The sequence below is a fragment of the Lactobacillus sp. W8172 genome, from assembly GCF_016102055.1.
Classification (GTDB): Bacteria; Bacillota; Bacilli; order Lactobacillales; family Lactobacillaceae; genus Lactobacillus; species Lactobacillus apis_A.
The window spans coordinates 231,865-251,498 of record NZ_JACFPG010000001.1 but is presented as its reverse complement, the minus strand read 5'-3'; the positions used below and the strand labels follow the sequence as shown (position 1 = coordinate 251,498).

The 19,634-nt window shown below is 35.9% G+C and carries 18 protein-coding genes and 2 other annotated features (1 of these 20 running past the window's edge); of the genes, 5 read left to right on the top strand and 13 right to left on the bottom strand.

Annotation, left to right across the window (positions count from 1 at the left end):
- Positions 1 to 172: 172 nt before the first annotated feature.
- Complete coding sequence (prmA, locus tag H3R21_RS01180; RefSeq protein ID WP_198182427.1) at positions 173 to 1,117, bottom strand: 50S ribosomal protein L11 methyltransferase; 945 nt, start codon at positions 1,115 to 1,117, stop codon at positions 173 to 175.
- Between the two features lie 60 nt (positions 1,118 to 1,177).
- On the opposite strand from prmA, the gene H3R21_RS01175 reads away from it, so the two are divergent.
- Complete coding sequence (locus H3R21_RS01175) at positions 1,178 to 1,678, top strand: aminoacyl-tRNA deacylase (RefSeq protein ID WP_198182425.1); 501 nt, start codon at positions 1,178 to 1,180, stop codon at positions 1,676 to 1,678.
- Positions 1,679 to 1,803: 125 nt separating this feature from the next.
- Positions 1,804 to 2,751, top strand: coding sequence for a sugar-binding transcriptional regulator (locus H3R21_RS01170; RefSeq protein WP_198182423.1), 948 nt, complete (start codon positions 1,804 to 1,806; stop codon positions 2,749 to 2,751).
- Between the two features lie 122 nt (positions 2,752 to 2,873).
- Here H3R21_RS01170 and H3R21_RS01165 read toward each other — a convergent pair whose 3' ends face one another.
- The 7 genes from H3R21_RS01165 to H3R21_RS01135 all read right to left on the bottom strand — a co-directional run bounded on the left by H3R21_RS01165 (position 2,874) and on the right by H3R21_RS01135 (position 12,524).
- Positions 2,874 to 3,803, bottom strand: a complete 930-nt coding sequence (locus H3R21_RS01165; RefSeq protein ID WP_046306973.1) for an L-lactate dehydrogenase — start codon at positions 3,801 to 3,803, stop codon at positions 2,874 to 2,876.
- A gap of 116 nt (positions 3,804 to 3,919) precedes the next feature.
- Complete coding sequence (locus tag H3R21_RS01160; protein ID WP_198182421.1) at positions 3,920 to 5,317, bottom strand: flavocytochrome c; 1,398 nt, start codon at positions 5,315 to 5,317, stop codon at positions 3,920 to 3,922.
- A gap of 18 nt (positions 5,318 to 5,335) precedes the next feature.
- The gene (locus H3R21_RS01155) at positions 5,336 to 6,739 is read right to left on the bottom strand and encodes a class II fumarate hydratase (RefSeq protein ID WP_198182418.1); all 1,404 of its coding nucleotides are present in this window, start codon (positions 6,737 to 6,739) and stop codon (positions 5,336 to 5,338) included.
- A 187-nt stretch (positions 6,740 to 6,926) separates the two neighbouring features.
- Positions 6,927 to 8,972: a copper-translocating P-type ATPase gene (locus tag H3R21_RS01150; protein ID WP_198183049.1), complete on the bottom strand. Its 2,046-nt coding sequence runs from the start codon at positions 8,970 to 8,972 to the stop codon at positions 6,927 to 6,929.
- 124 nt (positions 8,973 to 9,096) lie between these two features.
- Positions 9,097 to 10,476, bottom strand: coding sequence for a branched-chain amino acid transport system II carrier protein (brnQ, locus tag H3R21_RS01145; RefSeq protein WP_198182416.1), 1,380 nt, complete (start codon positions 10,474 to 10,476; stop codon positions 9,097 to 9,099).
- A 141-nt stretch (positions 10,477 to 10,617) separates the two neighbouring features.
- Positions 10,618 to 10,857 (bottom strand) — a binding site (T-box leader).
- A gap of 52 nt (positions 10,858 to 10,909) precedes the next feature.
- Positions 10,910 to 11,548, bottom strand: coding sequence for a copper homeostasis protein CutC (locus H3R21_RS01140; RefSeq protein WP_198182414.1), 639 nt, complete (start codon positions 11,546 to 11,548; stop codon positions 10,910 to 10,912).
- A gap of 22 nt (positions 11,549 to 11,570) precedes the next feature.
- The gene (locus H3R21_RS01135) at positions 11,571 to 12,524 is read right to left on the bottom strand and encodes a N(4)-(beta-N-acetylglucosaminyl)-L-asparaginase (RefSeq protein WP_198182412.1); all 954 of its coding nucleotides are present in this window, start codon (positions 12,522 to 12,524) and stop codon (positions 11,571 to 11,573) included.
- A 193-nt stretch (positions 12,525 to 12,717) separates the two neighbouring features.
- Between H3R21_RS01135 and H3R21_RS01130 the strand changes: the two genes are divergently transcribed.
- A complete protein-coding gene (locus H3R21_RS01130; RefSeq protein ID WP_046306982.1) occupies positions 12,718 to 13,599 on the top strand; it encodes a LysR family transcriptional regulator in 882 nt (293 codons plus the stop codon).
- Between the two features lie 59 nt (positions 13,600 to 13,658).
- On the opposite strand, the gene H3R21_RS01125 is transcribed toward H3R21_RS01130, so the two are convergent.
- Together H3R21_RS01125 and H3R21_RS01120 are read right to left on the bottom strand one after the other, a co-directional pair.
- The gene (locus H3R21_RS01125) at positions 13,659 to 14,378 is read right to left on the bottom strand and encodes an MIP/aquaporin family protein (protein ID WP_198182410.1); all 720 of its coding nucleotides are present in this window, start codon (positions 14,376 to 14,378) and stop codon (positions 13,659 to 13,661) included.
- 200 nt (positions 14,379 to 14,578) lie between these two features.
- Complete coding sequence (locus H3R21_RS01120; RefSeq protein ID WP_198182408.1) at positions 14,579 to 15,229, bottom strand: SLAP domain-containing protein; 651 nt, start codon at positions 15,227 to 15,229, stop codon at positions 14,579 to 14,581.
- 172 nt (positions 15,230 to 15,401) lie between these two features.
- Here H3R21_RS01120 and H3R21_RS01115 point away from each other — a divergent pair, with 172 nt between their 5' ends.
- Both H3R21_RS01115 and H3R21_RS01110 read left to right on the top strand, forming a co-directional pair.
- Positions 15,402 to 16,256, top strand: coding sequence for a glycosyltransferase family 8 protein (locus H3R21_RS01115; protein WP_122035277.1), 855 nt, complete (start codon positions 15,402 to 15,404; stop codon positions 16,254 to 16,256).
- 158 nt (positions 16,257 to 16,414) lie between these two features.
- Positions 16,415 to 16,696 carry an HU family DNA-binding protein gene (locus tag H3R21_RS01110; RefSeq protein ID WP_046306988.1) on the top strand — a complete coding sequence of 94 codons (282 nt, stop codon included), beginning with the start codon at positions 16,415 to 16,417 and terminating at the stop codon, positions 16,694 to 16,696.
- 78 nt (positions 16,697 to 16,774) lie between these two features.
- Here H3R21_RS01110 and H3R21_RS01105 read toward each other — a convergent pair whose 3' ends face one another.
- The 3 genes from H3R21_RS01105 to H3R21_RS01095 are packed head-to-tail and all read right to left on the bottom strand — an operon-like array spanning position 16,775 to position 19,413.
- Entirely contained in the window at positions 16,775 to 17,476 is a 702-nt protein-coding gene (locus H3R21_RS01105) for a methionine ABC transporter permease (RefSeq protein WP_109715535.1), read from the bottom strand.
- Positions 17,469 to 18,530: a methionine ABC transporter ATP-binding protein gene (locus H3R21_RS01100; protein WP_198182406.1), complete on the bottom strand. Its 1,062-nt coding sequence runs from the start codon at positions 18,528 to 18,530 to the stop codon at positions 17,469 to 17,471. Before H3R21_RS01100 ends, H3R21_RS01105 begins: the two co-directional genes overlap by 8 nt.
- 28 nt (positions 18,531 to 18,558) lie before the next feature.
- Positions 18,559 to 19,413, bottom strand: coding sequence for a MetQ/NlpA family ABC transporter substrate-binding protein (locus H3R21_RS01095; protein ID WP_198182404.1), 855 nt, complete (start codon positions 19,411 to 19,413; stop codon positions 18,559 to 18,561).
- 42 nt (positions 19,414 to 19,455) lie between these two features.
- Positions 19,456 to 19,634 (bottom strand) — a binding site (T-box leader); it runs 64 nt beyond the window's last position.

The window sequence follows — 19,634 nt, the reverse complement described above, 5'->3', positions numbered from 1 at the left end:
AAACTACATAAGAGAGGCAAAACAAGTACTAAGCATGTCCACCAAATAATCGGCATCGGTTTATGTTGATTCAATTTTTTAATTAGTGCTATTTGTTCTAATTTATCGATCAATTCTTTTTCCTTACTTAACTTAATTAAATATTATAGTACTTTTTATCTAAATTTAACTTTTATTTTTCGATACGCTCGATTACTAATCCAACCCAACGATCCTGTTGCATTGTTAGAACAATGTGGAAGCCGTTTTTAATAAGTGCGTCTTTGATTTTATCTAATTGTAAATAATCTATCCCGGAAAAAATTACTTGCCCATTTTCATTCAAGTGTTCATCTAATTGCGGGATTAAGTCGAGCAAAATTTCCGCTAAAATATTAGCAACAATAATATCAAATTTTCCATGAACGTCTTTTAATAAACTTGCTTTTCTAACCTCAATATTACCTATGTGATTAAGTGCAATATTAGCCTGTGCTGATGTAACTGCCTCATCTGAAATGTCTGTTGCTTCAACTTTGTTTGCGCCAAGAAGTGAAGCAGCAATTGCTAAAATTCCAGATCCAGTTCCAACATCAATCACACTCTTAGGCTCAATAAGCGCACGTTCTAGCCCCATCATTGCTAGCTGAGTAGTTTTATGTCCGCCTGTACCAAAAGCCAAGCCTGGGTCCAAATTGATTAATTTTTGATCAGGAAATTTTGGTTGATAATTTTCCCATTCTGGAACAATTGCCAAGTGACGCGAAAAATTGATTACATGATAGAATTTTTGCCAAACCGTATTCCAGTCTTTGTCTTCAATATAAGAAGAACTGATTTGATTTAAGCCTATGTCTAAACCATAAGACTTTAACTCCGTTAATTTAGCTTGATAACTTTCAATTAAACCATCGCGGTCCGCATCTTCATTAAAATATGAAAAGAACTCTAAATCCTCAGGCAAGTTTTCAATTTCATCAAGTTGTACAATGGTTGAATCTTTCTGCTCACCTGCATTTTCAAAATCAGAGCGTTTACGTGTTTCAGTGCCTAGGCAGTTCAATTCGTCTTGACTAAAGACAGTAAGCGCATCTTCAACTTCATGACTTGTTTCTATTTTTATAACTAATAATTTCATGACTAAACTCCCTTTTTCAACCACCCTCATCAATGCTAATATTTAACTAAGGTGATAATTATGTCTAAGAAGAAAAATAATATTGAAAAAACGTTAGTAGAAAAAATACTTGAACGCAACAATATATCTTATCGTCCAGCAAAATTTGCTACACAAGAAGATTCTGGTGGTGTAGCGCAAATGGATACATCTATTTTAAACGAGAATGAACATTTGGTCTATAAGACAATTGTCTGTTCAGGCAATAAGACCGGTCCTCTAGTTGGTGTTATTCCTGTTACTGAGTATTTAAGCATGAAAAAGCTAGCTAAAAATTCAGGTAACAAAAAATGCGAATTGCTTCCTTTAAAGGATCTTGTGAAAACTACCGGGTATGTTCACGGTGCCAATACGCCAATTGGAATCCATTTTAATCAGCATTTTCCAATTTTTCTTGATTCAAGTATGGAAAAAGAAACAGAAATTGCTGTTTCAAGTGGAAAAATAGGCAGGAGTGTTTTTTTAAATCCAAACGATTTACAGAAAATTACTGACGGAACCTTCTGTGATATACTCGAATAGAAAATAAGAATATTAAAAGTGATTTTTTAAATTGTTATTTTAAGCTAAATCCTGTTTTTAATGTAGAATGAAGCGCTTTTTTCGAATATAATTTAAAAATAAGATCAAAGATGAGGAATCTAAAAATGACATTATTAACAGATGAACAGCTTGCTAATATTGCACATGACTATTTTTTAAGTCAAATGAATATTGCAGATATATCAGAGAAATATAACTTATCGCGTTATTTGATTACAAAGTCACTTGAAGACGCAAGAAACAAGGGCATTGTAAAAATTAGTATTGCGCAAACACCAAAGAGATCGCAAAAACTGGAAAGTGAATTTCGCAAGCAATTCAATCTAAAGGAAGTTTACATCCTAGAAGATCTGGAAACCAAAAACCAAGATAATGAAGTAATTGTTAGCTATGCTGCAAAGCAAATTCAAAATTATACAAAATCTGCGCATGTAGTTGGTTTAACGTGGGGTGCACTTTTACGCGAAGTTATTAACGACTTTTCTGAAGCTAATCGTGAGGATTTAACGTTCGTGCAGCTTCTAGGTCAAGCTGTCAATGCAGGCAAAAGGAAAAACCAATTGGTGCAGGAAGCTGCAGACAAATTTAATGCTAAATGTCTGACTTTTCCTGCGCCACTTTATTCTGTTAATACAAGTACAGTAACAGAATTAAAGAAAGAACCATTTTATGTCCACGCCGAAGAAATGTTTGACCAACTTGACATGGTTTGTGCAAGCCTTGGAACTATGCAATCGCTTGAATCTAACGAGTTTTTTATGGACAATTATGCTAAAAGTGTCTTGCAAAATGTTGATAGTCATCAAGTTGCGGGAATTGTTTTCGGTCGTCCCTATGACATTAATGGTAACTTTTACAAACCAATTGAACCACATATTTGCGGCATTAACTTAGATACTTTAATGCAGGTACCTAATCGCTTTATCATCGTAAAAAACCATTTCAAAGAAGATGCACTTCTTGGAGCACTCAGAGGCGACATGATTACGCATCTGATAACCAATAGTGGAATCGCTGAACAAGTTTTACGTAAAAATAAAAGCTTTAGTTGAAGCCTTTTAGCCAGTCATTATAACAAAAGTGGGGACAGCGATGCTTGTCCCCACTTTTTTGTTTAACTTTTAATCATTTTCCTGCATTAAAAGTTTTTACTTACGTTTCATGATCAGCTGTATTAGTATAGTTCAATACCATCTAAAATTTTCTGCATTCTATCAGCAGAATCGACCATTTTTGCTAATTCTCTTTCAGATAGTTTGGTTTCAATTACGCTACTAATTCCAGTACCATCAATCACTGCAGGAGTTCCCAAATACAAATCATGTTTAATACCATACTCACCATTTATTGGCGCTGATAAAGGTAAAACAATTGCCTTATTTTCCAAAATAGCACCAACAATTTTCGCTAGCATCATTGCTATGCCATAAAAAGTTGCCCCTTTGTTTTTGATAATTTCCCCACCTTTTTGACGAATGTAACTTTCAATATTACATAAATCTGACGAAGTCAGTTCACTAAATTTGGATAATGGTTTACCATCAACAACCGTTTCGTCAAAATTCTCAAATGAGGTGTCACCATGTTCTCCCAGCACAATAGAAGTAATTTCTTTGACAGATAAATTCAGTCTTTTTGCCAACTCAACTTTTAGTCGAGCTGAGTCTAGTGAAGTACCTGTACCAATAACTTTATTCTTAGGAAAGCCGGAAAGCCTTTGCGTTATGGTGGTCAATATATCAACAGGATTCGCAGAAACAACAAATATACCATCAAAACCAGATTCCACAATGGGTTGAACGATGCTCTTTAAAATCTTAACATTCTTATTGACTAAATCTAACCTAGTTTCACCTGGTTTTCGTGGTACACCGGCTGTAATAACTACAACATCTGCATCCTTTGCATCAGTATATTCGCCTGCATGAATATTACATGAACCAACAAATGGAGTAATATCCTCAAGATCCATTGCATCTCCAATTGGTTTTTCTTTAACCACGTCTGTTATCACTAATTCATCAACTTGAGTATTTTGCAAAAGGTCGTTGGCAAAAGTTGAACCGACTGCTCCATCACCAACTAGTAAAACTTTTCTCGACATAACTTGTATTCCTCTCAAATATGTATATTATATAGCTCTTTACAAAATATGATGTATAGAGCTAACTTCGTAAAAAATGCTTAGCACTAGGCTAAGCACTTTTTGGTTTAAATAAACTATTTATTATTTCTTACGTAATCAGTCATCTGCATACCTGCTTGACGGCCAAAAATTACTGTTTCAGCAATTGAATTTCCACCAATTCGGTTATTACCATGAAGCCCACCGGAAACTTCACCAGCTGCATATAGGCCCGAAATCACATTACCGTCAGTATCTAAGACCTCAGTCTTCGGCGTGATATGAATTCCGCCCATGGTGTAGTGAATGGCAGGATTAATGTGAATAGCAAAGAAAGGTCCCTTGGTAATTGAGCGATCCATTCCAGTAGTTCTGCCAAATTGAGCGTCATTCTTTTGATTAATAGCATCATTCCAAGTATCGACAGTTGCCTGAAGATTATCACCATCAACATCAATTGCTTGCGCAACTTCTTGTAATGTGTTTCCATGGCTAACCAGACCAACATGATCATAAAATTCGACTGCAGTAAAGTTTTCTCTGATGCCTTGATCAAATATTAGATATGCTCCTCCTTCATGCAAATCATTTATTGCATTGGAAACAATTTTTCTAGTATTCATTTCGTTAACAAACCTTTTACCAGATTTATTAACCAAAATTGCTCCTTCACCACGTAAGCCTTCACCAATTAAATACACGTGATCAGTGTCGGTCTGTGCAGTTGGATGAACTTGAATAAAGTCCATTTGTTCAAGCTGTGCATCAACTTCTTCAGCTAGTTTTAAGCCATCGCCTGTTGCTCCAGGCTGATTAGTAGTTTTAAAATCAACCAAATCAGGACGATACTTTTTGATAAGCTCTTTAGAAGAACCAAAACCACCACTTGCTAGTAAAATTGCCTTAGCACTTACTGTTTTAGTACCCGCAGGTGTTTCAACTTCAACACCAGTAACTCTTTGCTTATCAGCACGGATCAGTTTCGTCACTTTAGTATTGTTAAACACAGGAATATTTTCTTTTTGAATCTGTTCAAGCGCACCTGATACAAGATAATTACCTACTGGAGCCATTGAAGCGGGACGATGAGCTCTCTTTTTACTCATTCCACCTGTAATTGTCAGATTAGTTAATTCAATTCCATGATCACTTAACCAATCAATTGCTAAAGCAGAGTGATCAACAAAATAGCGAAGTAGTTCTGGATCATTCAAGCGTCCACCACCCTTTAGCGTTTCCTCGTAAAAATCTTCTTTGTTATCAATGATACCTTCATTGATTTGAACAAGACTTTCAGAAGCATTCATTCCGGACGAAGCCCGATTAGTGTTACCGCCAAGCTCTGCGTTTTTCTCAAAAACGGCCACTTTTAATCCTAATTCATTTGCTTGAATTGCAGCAGTAAGTCCTGCTCCACCCGCGCCAATAATTACAGCATCGTAATCATTGGCAATCTCAGAACTATCATTGGGTGTAAAAACAAATTTAGCCATCAAATTCCTCCTGTAAGTTTAATCTTCTGGTTCTGTTCGATCAATATTAGTCATTTGCATGTAATCCATCCATTGATCGTATTGTTCTTCTGTTAACTCGCCACTCTTCAAAGCTGCTTCTTTAAGCGTTGTTCCTTCTTTATCTGCAGCTTGTGCAATCTTAGCTGCAGCATGATAACCAATATGAGGTGACAATGCAGTAACTGTCATCAATGAATTTTCTAGTAATTCATCCATCTTTTCTGAGTTAACTGTTAAACCAGAAATCATCTTATCGGCAAAGCCTTCAATTGTACCTGTCAAAATATCGCATGAATCCAAAAAGGCAGCAATCATGACGGTTTTAAAGACATTCATTTCGAAGTTTCCTTGTGAAGCAGCGAAAGTAATTGTTGTGTCATTACCAAAAACTTTAGCAGCTGCCATAGTCACTGCTTCAGCTTGAGTTGGGTTAACTTTACCAGGCATAATTGAAGAACCTGGTTCGTTAGCAGGAATATTTAATTCATGGTAAGCAGCTCTTGGACCCGAGGCTAAAAAGCGAATATCTTGCGCGATTTTAAACATATCTGCTGCTAGAGTCTTTAATGCTCCATGAACAACATCAATACCAGAATGATGAGCTAAACCCCAGAATTTGTTGGTCTTAACTTTGAACTCATGACCGTAAACTTCGGATAATTTAGCAACAATTTTTTCTGTCATACCTGGAGCAGCATTCAGTCCAGTACCAACAGCCGTACCACCAATTGCTAATTCATATAAAGTAGGTTTTAACTCTTGAATGTATGATAAGTCATGTTTCAGAGCAGAAATATAGCCAGAGACTTCTTGTCCAAAGGTAATTGGAGTTGCATCTTGCAAGTGCGTACGTCCTACTTTTACAGTCTTCCAGTATTTATCTTGCTTAATCTTTAGTTCGTCAATTAAATGCTGAATAGCTGGCTCTAACTTATCAAGTGCTTCAACAGCTACGATATTCATTGCAGTAGGATAAGTATCATTAGAGGATTGACCACGGTTAACATCATCGTTTGGCAAAATATTTAAGTCAGGGTGTAATTTATTAGCTAAATTGGCAACAACTTCATTAACATTCATATTGCTTTGAGTACCAGAACCTGTTTGCAATACGTGAAGTGGAAAATCTTTACGCAAATCTTCATCATTTAATTGTAAAAGATGATCAACTGCATCTTCAATTGCTGCACCTTTTTCTTCTGGTTCATCGCCTACTTCGACATTTGACTCAGCAGCAGCCTTTTTCAGGTTTAAAAATGCACGAATAATTGCCAGCGGCATGAGTTCCCCACTTGGAAAGTTATTTCGACTTCTTTCTGTTTGGGGTCCCCATAATGCGTCCTTAGGAATTTTTACAGGACCAATAGTGTCACTTTCAACACGGTATTCTTCTTCGCTCATTTGCTTCTCCTTTTTAACTTATATTTCTATTCTAACTGAAAAATATTTCTTTCGCGACCTCACTATTTATGATACGCGTTATTTAATTTTTGTTCAATATTTTTCAAATTAAAGTGCTATCATTTTAATTATTTAAAAAGTTAATAAAAGACAAAAGGCACCTTTCTTTAGATGCCTTTTAATAGTTTTATATTCGGATTGTTTCCGCATTGATAGCCACAATCACAGTTGAAAGCGACATTAAGATTGCGCCAACTGCTGGTGGGAGAAGAATTCCAATTGGAGCTAAAACACCAGCAGCAAGTGGTAAGGCTATAATGTTATAGCCGGCTCCCCACCATAAATTTTCAACTGTCTTTTTCTGTGTGTTCTTAGCTAGCTTTAAAAAATTGATGATATCAATTGGATTACTATTAACCAAAACGACATCAGCAGAATCAATTGCAACATCTGTTCCTGTACCAATAGCTACACCGATATCAGCTTTTGCTAAGCTAGGAGCATCGTTAATTCCATCCCCTACCATCATTACCTTATTGCCATTAGCTTGATACTTTCCGATAATTTTTTGTTTATCTTCTGGCAAAAGCCCTGAGTAAACTTCTGTAATTCCCAGCTTTTCTGCAATACTATCCGCAACATTTTCATTATCACCAGTTAACATTACTGGAATAATGTTTTGGGCTTTAAGTTCTTTAATTAGTGAAATTGCTGTTTTCTTAACTTGATCACCAACTGCAACATACCCGAGCAAATTGGAATCCTGCAAAAGATAGCTTACCGTATAATCAGCAGCAGATATTTTAGGAAAATTATTAACTAAAGAACGAGCGGTTTTTTCATTGACTAATTGATAATCCTTGCCGTTAATTGTTCCAGTAACACCTTTACCCGAAGCAGTTTTGCTATTTGATAACGGTAAAAGACTGATTTTCTTTTCATCGGCAAATTGCAAGATACTCTTTGCAATTGGATGCGTTGAATCTTGTTCAAGCGAGGCAATTAATCTTAATACACCTTCCTTATTGATTGTTTGGTTTAGTGTATCAAACTGACGAACCTGAAATTTTCCTTCAGTCAGTGTCCCCGTCTTATCCATTACAACATATTTAATTTTTTGACTAATACCAATTACATTGCGATTTCGAATCAACAGCCCATTTTTTGCACCAATTGACATGCTTTTTGCATTTACAAGAGGAATAGCTAAACCTAATGCATGTGGGCAGGCAATGACTAGGACTGTAACCATCCGCTCCAGTCCGTTACTTATTCCTTTTAAACTAGTCCAGACAATTAGAGCAATGACACCAATAATTAGTGCTGCATAAAACAACCAACCGGACACGCGATCTGCTAAATTCTGCAAATTAGATTTATTCATTTGCGATGACTGAACTAACTTGTTTACGTTTGCCAAAAAACCAGAGTTAGCTGAACTAGATACTTTAACGACAATTGTGCCAGAACCATTAATTGAACCACCGATTACTTTATCATTAACTTTACGTATTACACTTTGTGATTCACCTGTAACCAAGGATTCATTAACATCACTGGAGCCGTCAATGACAATTCCGTCTAACGGTACGCTCTCACCTGGTTTAACTAAAACAATTGCATCCTTTTGCACATCGTTAATTGAAACATCTTTTGTCTGACCATTATCTTGAAGATGGACCTTATCTGGTAATAATTTAGCTAGGTCATTTACTGAACTATTTGCACTCATCATGGAAGACATTTCAATCCAATGACCTAATAACATAATTAAAATTAGGGTTGCCAATTCCCAGAAAAAGTCCATTACCTGATTTTGATTATGTAAGATATTGTTTTCAACAAAAGCATAGATACTATAAACATACGCCGTAACAATGCCAAGGGAGATTAAGGTCATCATTTCAGGTCTTTTTGCTTTTAACTCATAAAAAGCACCTTTTAAAAATGGTTCGCCACCATAAAAGAATAGGATAGTTGCAAAAAGAGCTACTATCCATTCAGAACCGTTAAAAGAAAATTGAAAAGGCAAACTAATTCCCATTGCTGGTGATAGAAACAGTATCGGTAATGCAAGCACTAGAGAAATCCAAAATTTTTGTTTTAGATTTCCCATGTCCATCATCTGATTTCCGTGCATCATCATGTTGCCACCACTCATTTGCATTGATGAGTGGTGCATTTTTGTCCCAGACTGAGCACTTTTATTTTTACCTTGCTTGCTCATATTCATATCGTTCAAAATAATTAGCCCCCACTTCTTTTTACATCAATTTAATTAACTCTTTAAGTTAAATCTACTTTTATCAAGCAGTGATGTCAAAGAAGAGGCTCTAAAAGTTGAACTATATGAATGGTTAAGCATCTTGCAATTTAGCTTTGTGATAAAAGTGAACAGCAAAACCAATTGCCAGCCCAAGAACAGTTGGAATAACCCAATCCATACCAATGTCTGAAAATAGTAAGAAACGATATTGAATCGATTTTAGTGCTAATGCCCAGCCCTGTTGACTAATTGCTGGAGGAAATGACGCAAGCATATCAAAAACAGCTGGAATTAGTGTTAACCCAACTCCCCAATAATAAACAACTGGATCATGATCAAAAAGAGTACCTGAAATTGACAAAATGATTAAAACCATTGCAATTGGATATAAAAACATCAACATTGGTGTGGACCAAGCAATAATCGTATCTAAGCCAAAGTTAGCCGTGATAAAGGAAACAAATGTCATGATAGCAAGCCATGCGTGATAGCTAATCTTTTTGAAACTACGGTGAAAGTCTTGCGCAAATGCTGCAATTAAACCAACAGCAGTAGTCAAACATGTTAGTGTAACTAGGGTTGCAAGAAGTGCATGGCCAACATCCCCTAAATAATAAGTAACGATTTGATTAAACGTTGTTCCACCCTCGGGCGCAATTTTAAAGTGATTTAATGTAGTTGCACCTAACCAAATTAAGCCAATATAGATAACCCCGATCGCACTTGTAGCAATCACACCCGCTCTCGCGGTTACTTTAGCATTACTCTTAGCAGATGTCTTACCTAATTGATTAACGGCAGACACAATCGTATAACCGAAAGCAAGACCAGCTAAAGCATCCATTGTGTTGTATCCTTGCAAGAAGCCGTTAAAAAATGGCATTGTTTGATAAGCAGTCGTAGCACTTTGATTTTTAGCAGCACCCATTGGCGAATGAGCTGCAAGTAAAAATACCGAGAATAATAAAATCAGAAACAGTGGGTTTAAGACTTTTCCAATACTGCTTAAAATGGTTGATTGCTTATATGCAATGATAAAAGCTAAAATAAAGAAAATAGCCGAAAAAATTAATAAACTAGTTTTCGCATATTTTTGTGGCAGCACTGGTGCTAACCCGACCGAAAAAGAAATGCTCGCAGTACGTGGTGTTGCAAATAATGGTCCTAGCGTCAAATGGATTAAAACCATAAAAATCAATGCAAATTTAGGTCCTAAGGGCTTTCCAATATCATAAACACCTTTAGCATGACTAGCACTAATCGCTAAGACAGCCAGTAAGGGCAACAAAACCGCTGTCACTAAAAAGCCAAAAGTTGCCATCCCCCAATTTGCTCCAGATAATTGGCCTAAATGGATTGGAAAAATCAAATTTCCAGCTCCAAAAAACAAACCAAACAATAATGAGGCAACTACTAAGTATTCCTTCCAACTTAATGGCTTTTTATTAATATCGTCTTTAAATTCTTCCATTTTACTCTCCTACCTTTTCATATTTCTGTGTGTTTCCAATTGATGCTCATTTTAAAAAATACTTTTCATTTCTCTCACTTTCTAGCATGTACTTTAACTTTGAACTTTTTGAAAACCAATAAAAAAAGCACCCTGATTTTCATCAAGGGTGCTTTAGCACGGTACCACCTATTTTACCAACGAACAAAATGTCGTTAGGTCACTTCACGTACGGCATAACTGCGATACGCTAACACGATAATGGGTGTCACCAATATTAGCTACTAAAAATTCACCATATAGCTCAAAGTTACTTTCAGACTACTCTCACGGTTCATTTTCAGCAAACAGAACTCTCTAATACGCTTTAAATAATCTTACTCTTCTTTTCATTGCTTTTTATATTAATTGTATTTTAATTATTGTCTTATTTTTTGTCAATAATTTTTTTGCGTTAGCTCACGATTTTCGTCCCGTGCATTTGATTAACATCGAGCTCTCTAGCTACTTTAGCTATGTTTTGAGCAGTTATTCCACCACCAGGAAGAATTTCAATTTTATTTTTAGCCCAATTAATAATTTCTTTTAAGTGAGGATAATTATCGGAAATAGTTTGCTCTAAACTGCCCCCGTGCGTCAAAATGCGTTTAACTTTTTTAGAACTTAACCAATCAATAGCATTTTGTTGCTGATTCTCAGCTATCTCGTCAAAAGCCATGTGCATAACAACTTCCAAATCAAGGACATGAGCTAGTTGAATCAATTTACTCATATTTTCTTGATCCAAATCACCATTCATATCAATACACCCAAAAGTAACACTGTCTGCTCCTGCCAGTGAAGCCATTTCAATATCCGAAAGCATAATGGCTATTTCATCTTTTGTATAAACGAAATTACCTGCTCTAGGTCTAATCATTACCACCACTGGGACATCCAAGTTATGCGCATATTCCACGACTTTTTTAGTTACTCCAAATGAAGGTGTCGTACCACCAGCAGCCAAATCATTATTAAGTTCAATTCGGTTGGCTCCTTCAGCAATCACTTTAGGTACATTAGTAAAATTTTCAACGCAAGCTTCTTTTAACATTCTCTATCTTTTTCCTTATAGCTTAATCAATTGTTGACTCTGTTCTTTTTTGGTAATCTGCCAACCATTTTTCCGTCATTGGGAAAATTTTAGTCCTATCTTTTGCCGCCTGTTGAGCAATCATGATTTTTGCCTCATGCTCATTATCAGAAACACAAAAAGCAAACTCAACATTTGTTGCAACTCCCCATTCTCCTTTAGAGTTTAAGGCAATCAGCGAAATGGCATCACAACTTCCATAACGATCCGTTAAAGTTTTAGCAAAAGAAAACAGTGCCTGATCGCATGCATCTTGAGGTGACTGTCCCTCGGCCATTTTACGAACAATCTCGTAGGACAAGCATCCCTTCATAATATCCTCACCTAGTCCAGTTGCTGCAGCAGCACCAACTTGGCTATCAGCATAAAAACCTGATCCAGATAAAGGTGAGTCTCCAATACGCCCATCTTTTTTCATAAATAAACCAGATGTAGATGTTGCGGCTGCCATCGAGCCTTGCTGATCAAGCGTTACCGCACCAACTGTATCGTGGCCATCGTAGGCACGGAGTTGCTCCTGATGATTAGCACTTAGCCGCCCTTGCCATTCTTTTTTGGCTTTTTCTGTTAGCATATTAGTCATTTCAAAACCATTTTTGGCAGCAAACTTCGTTGCGCCATCACCAACTAAGAAACTATTAGTTTTATTTTCACTTAATTTCCGCGCCACTGAAATGGCATTTTTAACATTTTCTATTGAAGCAACTGATCCTTGCGCAAATGTATCGCCATCCATAAAGCCAGCATCCATTTGCACTATGCCCTCTTCATTCGGCAAACCGCCAAAACCAACAGATTTGTAGTGTTCATTGTTTTCTACAACATTAATTAATTTTTCAACTGCATCACCAGCATTAATTCCTTTATCTAAAAGTACACTAGCTTCACTTAAGCCATCAAATGACATTCTCCAGGTTGATATTGCTGCCCAGGTCATAATTTTGCCTCCCTTTACCATTTCTTAACGTTAATCTTATACTAGGCCTAAAATTGTGACAAGCAAAAGCTAAAGACGAAAATGGTCAAATAAAGCGTCTGGTAAGGAATATTTGCAAGTTTAACTTGAGTTTAATATAATCAGAAAAGATAGAGAATTATAAAAGTTATTGATTATAACTAGGAGATATAATATGAACGAAAAAGATCTTCTATACTTTTGTAAACTAGTAGAGACGGGTAATTACACAGCAACCGCTGCTCTCTTTGATGTAACCCAACCAACTATCTCAATGGCAATCAAACGTCTATCTGAAAAATTTGATGATCCGCTAATTTTACAGAAAAACCGAAAGAGCAAAATTATACTAACGGCTGCGGGTGAGATGCTTTATGAAAAAGCTCAAATATTATTGCAGGACATGTCTGATATCAATTATGATGTTAGACACGCCAGTGACAAAAAACTTCGTCTTGCCTTTTCCGGTGAAGCAGGTAATTCTTACATTGCTGACATTATCCTGAAGTTTTATCAGGCAGGCCTAACTGATTTAATTGATACAAATATTGAACGTTCCTCAAACGCGTTCGCTGAATTAAAAAATGGAAATGTTGATGTTGCTATTTATTCTTGGATGGTTCCAATTAACGATCCTGAGTATTTTGTTCATAACCTAAACAAAACTGAATTAGTACTTATTACTAGTGAAACAGATCAGTGGAAAGATGTTCATCAAATTAGTGCGGCTAATCTTAAAAATAGAAAATTTGTTGCACGTAGTCGTGGTTTCTTAACTAGAGAGTGTCTTGAAGAAGTCGGTAAATTAGGTAATTTTATTCCTAATGTCATATACACTGCACAAACAATGCAAACGGTGATAGACTTAGTTAAAAGAAACGTTGGTATTGCACTTGTGATGGAAAGTAGACTTAAGGAACAAAATGGAGTGCATGTTATCAGACTTAAGTCAGGTCAAAAATTATATGCCTACATGCAAATTGCAATGCGCAAAAGTTTCGTACCAAATAAATATCAAAAAAAAGGAATTGATATCCTTCGTCATTTCGAATCTTAGTTTTTTTAAGAGTAAATAAAAAAGCTCATGACTAGTTAAGTCATGAGCTTTTTTGATTATTAAGCTAGCACATTAAATAATGAAGCAGCAAGTGCCCCACCAACTAATGGTGCTACGATTGGAATCCAACTGTAGGCCCAGTCTGATTTACCCTTGTTAGCAATTGGCAATAGTTGATGAGCCAATCTAGGACCAAAATCACGTGCCGGGTTTAATGCAACTCCTGTAGGTCCTCCAAGTGATAAGCAAACTGATGCAATTAGGAAGCCAGCAAGTAAAGGATTTAACCCGTCAGCCAAATCTCCATTAGTTAATGCAAGCAGTCCATATACTAAAATGAAAGTTGCGATCGTTTCGGTGAAAAAGTTCCAAACATAACTACGAATTGCTGGATCAGTAGCAAAAGAACCTAAAATTGCTCCTTGATCATCTGTTTCTTTCCAATGTGGGTAATATGTTAACCATACTAAAACAGCACCAACAAAAGCACCTAGTACTTGCACTAAGAAATAAGGTAAAACTGACGACCATGGCAATTTATGAGCAATTGCCATCGAAAAGGTAACTGCAGGATTATAGTGTCCTAGACATAACCAGCGAGCACAATAAACGCTGAATGCGGCGGCAAAACCCCAGCCAAAAGCAATGACAATCCAACCTGCTCCTTTTGATTTCGACTTATTTAAATTAGTTCCCGCACAAACACCGTCACCAAGCAAAACGAGCATTGCCGTTCCTAGAAATTCACCTATTAACTGCATAGACAAACTATTATTCATTTTTCTTCTCCCACTTTTATTATTCCTATAAATAAAATTTATAGTAAAAAAGACTTTATTAAATATATAGTATTGCCGTTATTTTGTAAACAAAATTTTGGTCTTTTTTAGCAGTATCCTTTTGGATGAAGGTATATATCTATGTTAGTGTGAATCAAAAAGGGTGCCTAATTAGTAAGGTACCCTTTTAAAAAGAAAGATTATCCTGAAATAACTTTGCCGCTCTTATGGTCTAAAACTGACCATTTAATGTACTGTGAATTAGAAAAAGCAACGTATTTAATATCGTTAATTTTCTTAGTCTTAAAGACAGTTATTGTTTTCCCCTTTGGCACGTAAACACGAGTATTGCGTTTACCTTTACTGTTATATACATATGCGTTCTTTTTTACTTTATATTGAACCGCCTTAAAGAGTACCACATTATTAACCTTAATGTACCTACCCTTTTTGTTATTATAGCCAATCAAAACCTGTCCGTCTGGAGTTGTCAACCCAGATACAAAAATTATAGTGCCCTTCTTTAACTTGGCATTCTTAACACGCTTGCCTTTAGCATCATATACATAAGAATTTCTTGTCAACTTAGCATACTTAGCATTAAGACTCATAGCCTTATTTAAATCGGCAGTATTAATAGGCTTAGAGGGTGTTGGTTCCTTTGATGTACCAGCATTGTCCGTAGGTTTAGTTGTATCAGTTGTTCCAGTTTGACCTGTTGAAGGAGTATTTGTGGTAGTTGATGTTGGGTTTGGATTAGTAGTTTCTGCTGCCAAAACTGGAGCAGTTGCACTTAAACTAACAGCAATTGAAGCTGCACCAACTAAACTAAATAGCGTTTTTTTGTTCATATTACACCTCATTGATAAAATAATCTTATTAGAAATAATTTTACTACATTAATTGAATTAATTCTTGTATTTAGAATAATTAAAATTTTTATACTATGAATGTATCTCTTATTATTTTGCTTTATACTAGGAAGGTAACTTCATTTACAATTTTTATTAAGGAAGATTTTATATGAAACAGCGAAAATCCAGTCCAATTGAAATTTTGGTCACAATTGACCAAAACTATCTTAAGCCCCTTGAGGTAATGATGTATTCCGTCAGACTTAACAATTTAGACCAAGATTTCCGCGTTTGGCTGATTCACGATAACATCGATGACTCTGCCCTAGCTGGACTTGAAAAATTTTGTGAACAAATTAATGTTAAGCTCGAAACTGTAGCAATGAACCAAAATATTATTTTCCCGGATTCATTACTTAACTTACATGATTATCCTAAAGAAATGTATTTCCGTCTTCTTTCGGGACAAGTTTTACCAGATAATCTACACCGGGTTATTTATCTAGATCCTGACATCTTGGTTATCAACTCAATTAAGCCTCTATGGGATCTAGATCTTCAAAATAAAATGTTCGCTGCTTCTGTCCATGAAGGTCTAACAGATATTATGAGCTCGATTAATAATATCCGACTTGGGACAACAACTGGCTATTTTAATTCCGGCATCATGCTAATGGATTTGGATCAGATGCGACAAAAGGTAAACATTGAAGATATTACAAAGGCAATCGAAGAGCATCATGATTCCTTAATCTTGCCTGATCAAGATATTCTAAACTACCTTTATGGTGAGGACATTTTGAAGATACCTGAAACCCGCTGGAACTATGATGCAAGAGCCTATTCTGTGTATCTCACTCGAAGTACAGGCGAATACAACACCGAATGGGTAATGGAAAACACCAGTATTTTACATTTTTGCGGCAAACCCAAACCATGGCAAAAGGAAAAACACTCAAGATTCAAAGCACTGTATTTAAACTACCAACAAATGACTAATCGTGTTCTTAAACAAATAAACTAACGACAATATTTGCGTTTTTCTATTGAAGGACACAGGAACTGTGCTAAAATATAAAAAGTTGCGAAATATCAAGCGACACAAAGCATTTCGTCATTTATGTATGATTTTTTTCAAAATTGTCGAATTGTTTAAAAAATTTATAGAAAAGAGAAGAAAATATGGCTTCAATCAACAAATCTGAACTTACTAAAGAAGTTTCAGCAAAAACTGGTCTTAAGCAAAAAGACGCAGAAAAAGTGATCGATTCTTTAATCGAATCAATCAAGGATAACCTAGCTAAAGGTGAAAAAGTTCAAATCATCGGCTTTGGTTCATTTGAAGTTCGTGATCGTGCCGAAAGAAAAGGTCGTAACCCACAAACTGGTAAGACTTTGACTATTCCTGCTACTAAAGTTCCTGCATTCAAGCCAGGTAAAGCTTTAAAGGATGCTGTAAAATAATTACTTATTTCTTAAATAAAAAACAACAGGCAAAATTGCCTGTTGTTTTTTTGCTGTTTATTTTTATTTATAGTTAGTTTATCTATTTTGGTGGTTTAAATGTTTAGCTAAGAAATCACCAATAATTTGAACAATAAAAATCAAGATTACAACTAGCAAAGTGGCAACGAATGTAACATCATTATTAAACCTCTGATAACCGTAAGAAATAGCTGTGTTTCCTAGTCCACCTGAACCGATTGCACCTGCCATTGCCGTTAGCCCAATTAAACTAATTATAGTTACAGTTGAAACTCTGGCTAACTCAGAGCGCGCTTCGTTCAGATAAACATTGAAAATAATATCCCAAGTTGTTGCACCTAAACTTTGTGCAGCTTCAATCTTACCCTGATCTACACTTTCTAGAGCAACTTGAACCTGTCTGGCATAAAAAGGAAAAACTCCTAAAGATAATGGCACAAGTGCAGCATTCATTCCGATTTGGGTTCCAGCAATTATTTGGGTCACTGGAGCAATAAAAGCTAGCAAGATAATAAACGGGATTGCACGAAAGATGGAAACAATTTTATCACAAAGATTGAACCAAAATTTATTGGGCTTAACACCATTTTCTTTAGTCAAAACTAGGACTACCCCAAAGACAATACCTAGAATCCCCCCAAAAATTGCTGACCAAAACGTCATGAACAAAGTTTGATATATGCTGGATGCCCAGCCAGTATCTCCAGTCCAACCTAAATTAATTACATTTGGAAAAACTTTATTAAACCAACTACTCATATAAGTCACCTTTCTCATTTAACCGCGTAACTGCAACCTGTTCTTTCTCTAAAAATTGAACAGTTTGTTGCTGCTTCTCACTGTCTCCTTTAACTAAGACCAGCAATGTTCCAATTGGCTCATCGTCTAACAATTCGACGTTACCATAAAGCATACTTGCTTCAACGTCAATTTCTCGGTAAAGATCAATGATAATAGTTTTGGTAACATTGGCGACACTATAAATAAGTTGGTAAATTGCCTCTTCATCATTTAAATTACTTAAATTGAGTGATTTAAGAGTATTAATTACTTCCAGTGATCCACCAACAAAACTCTTGGTTAGAGCGTTTTTCGGATGAAGAATTACGTCTCTTAGGTTACCTTTTTCAACAATTTTGCCTTGTTGCATTACCGCAACTTTGTCACATATTTTCTTGACAGCACTCATTTCATGAGTGATTAAAACAATTGTTAAATTAAGTTCATCTTTTAATTTCTTTAGTAAATCCAAAATTTGTTGGGTATTTTGTGGATCAAGTGCACTCGTTGCCTCATCAGAAATCAGAATATCTGGTTCATTGGCTAATGCGCGAGCAATTGCCACACGCTGTTGTTGACCACCAGAAAGTTGAGCTGGATAGAATTCAGCTTTTTCTTTTAAGTCAACCAATTCCAGCAATTTCAATGATTTTTCTTCAACCTCATTGTCTTTTAAACCAGAATGCTTCAAGGCAAAAGCGACATTTTCAACAACAGTAATTTCATTTAAAAGGTTAAAATTTTGAAAAATCATTCCAATTTTTCTTCGAGCTAATTGCAAGTCCTTATTAGAAATAACTTGCTTACCATCTTTAATAAAATCAGTGCCATTGACTTTGATATTACCGCCACTTGGTTTTTGTAACAGATTAATTGTTCTAACCAATGTCGATTTACCAGCACCAGAGAAGCCAACAACTCCGTATATATCGCCTTTTTCTATTGTCAAATTGACATCATGAACAGCGCGCACAACCTCTCTTTTCTTATTAGGAAAATCCACATTAACATGCTGTAATTCAATAATACCCATACAAATCTTCTCCATTCGTTAAAGATGACTAAAACTTGATATCCCAAGCAGTTTTTTGCATGTCACCGTAATATTTCTTATCCAAACGCTTTGTTTCTTCGGTTTGGTAAGCCTTAACAACTGCTAAGTAGTCCTTCTTCTTTTCTTCACCTTTACGAGCACAAATGATGTTAACCCATTTTAATGAGTCTTTATTAATCGGCTCAACGAAAATTGTTTGTTTCTTACCTAAGCCTGCAGGACGAGCGAAGTCATTGTTAACGACCGCTGCGTCAACTGAATCAATTACACGACCACATTGGTCTGCTGCTACTTCTTTAACCTTAAGTTTCTTTGGGTTCTTAACGATATCAGCCACTGTTGGTAGTTTCTTGTCTTTAGGTAAAGTAATCAAACCAGCATTCTTTAAAACGAAAAGTGCACGTGATTCGTTACTTGCATCATTTGGAACCGCAATTGTTGCACCCTCTGGCAGTTCACTAAGTTTATGGTACTTCTTAGAATATAATCTAATTGGATTAATTTCTGTTCGACCAATTGCTACAACACCACCATGGTTTGACTTGTTCCAAGCATCTAAAAATGCATAGTGTTGGAAAGCGTTCAAATCAATATCACCGTTTTTGACAGCCTTATTAGGTTGAGTATAATCAGTAAAATTCTTAATTTTAACAGTTACGCCGTATTTCTTTTTTGCTGTAGCTGCAACGTGCTTCCAAATATCCTGTTTGGGTTTTGTTTCACTGACAATTCCGACCGTTACAACATGGTTACTACTCTTTTGATTATTTGGTTTAGGACCAAAGCTAAACCAACCTATCGCGACAACGATAATTGCGACTATTACCCCAATGATAATATTTCTATTTCTCTTCTTCGACATTAAAAAACCTCCAAAATAAACTAAAAAAGCACCCGTCCTATCTATAAGGACGAGTGCTTCGCGTTACCACCTTTAAATTATTTATTACTCACGTAATAAATCTCTCACTAGCTATCAATCAATAGCTTGCAATGCTAACGGATGCAACTCCGCCGGTAGCTAAATATCACTAACGGTCATCATTTCGAGCCCATGTTCACCACTACTAACTGGCTGAGTCT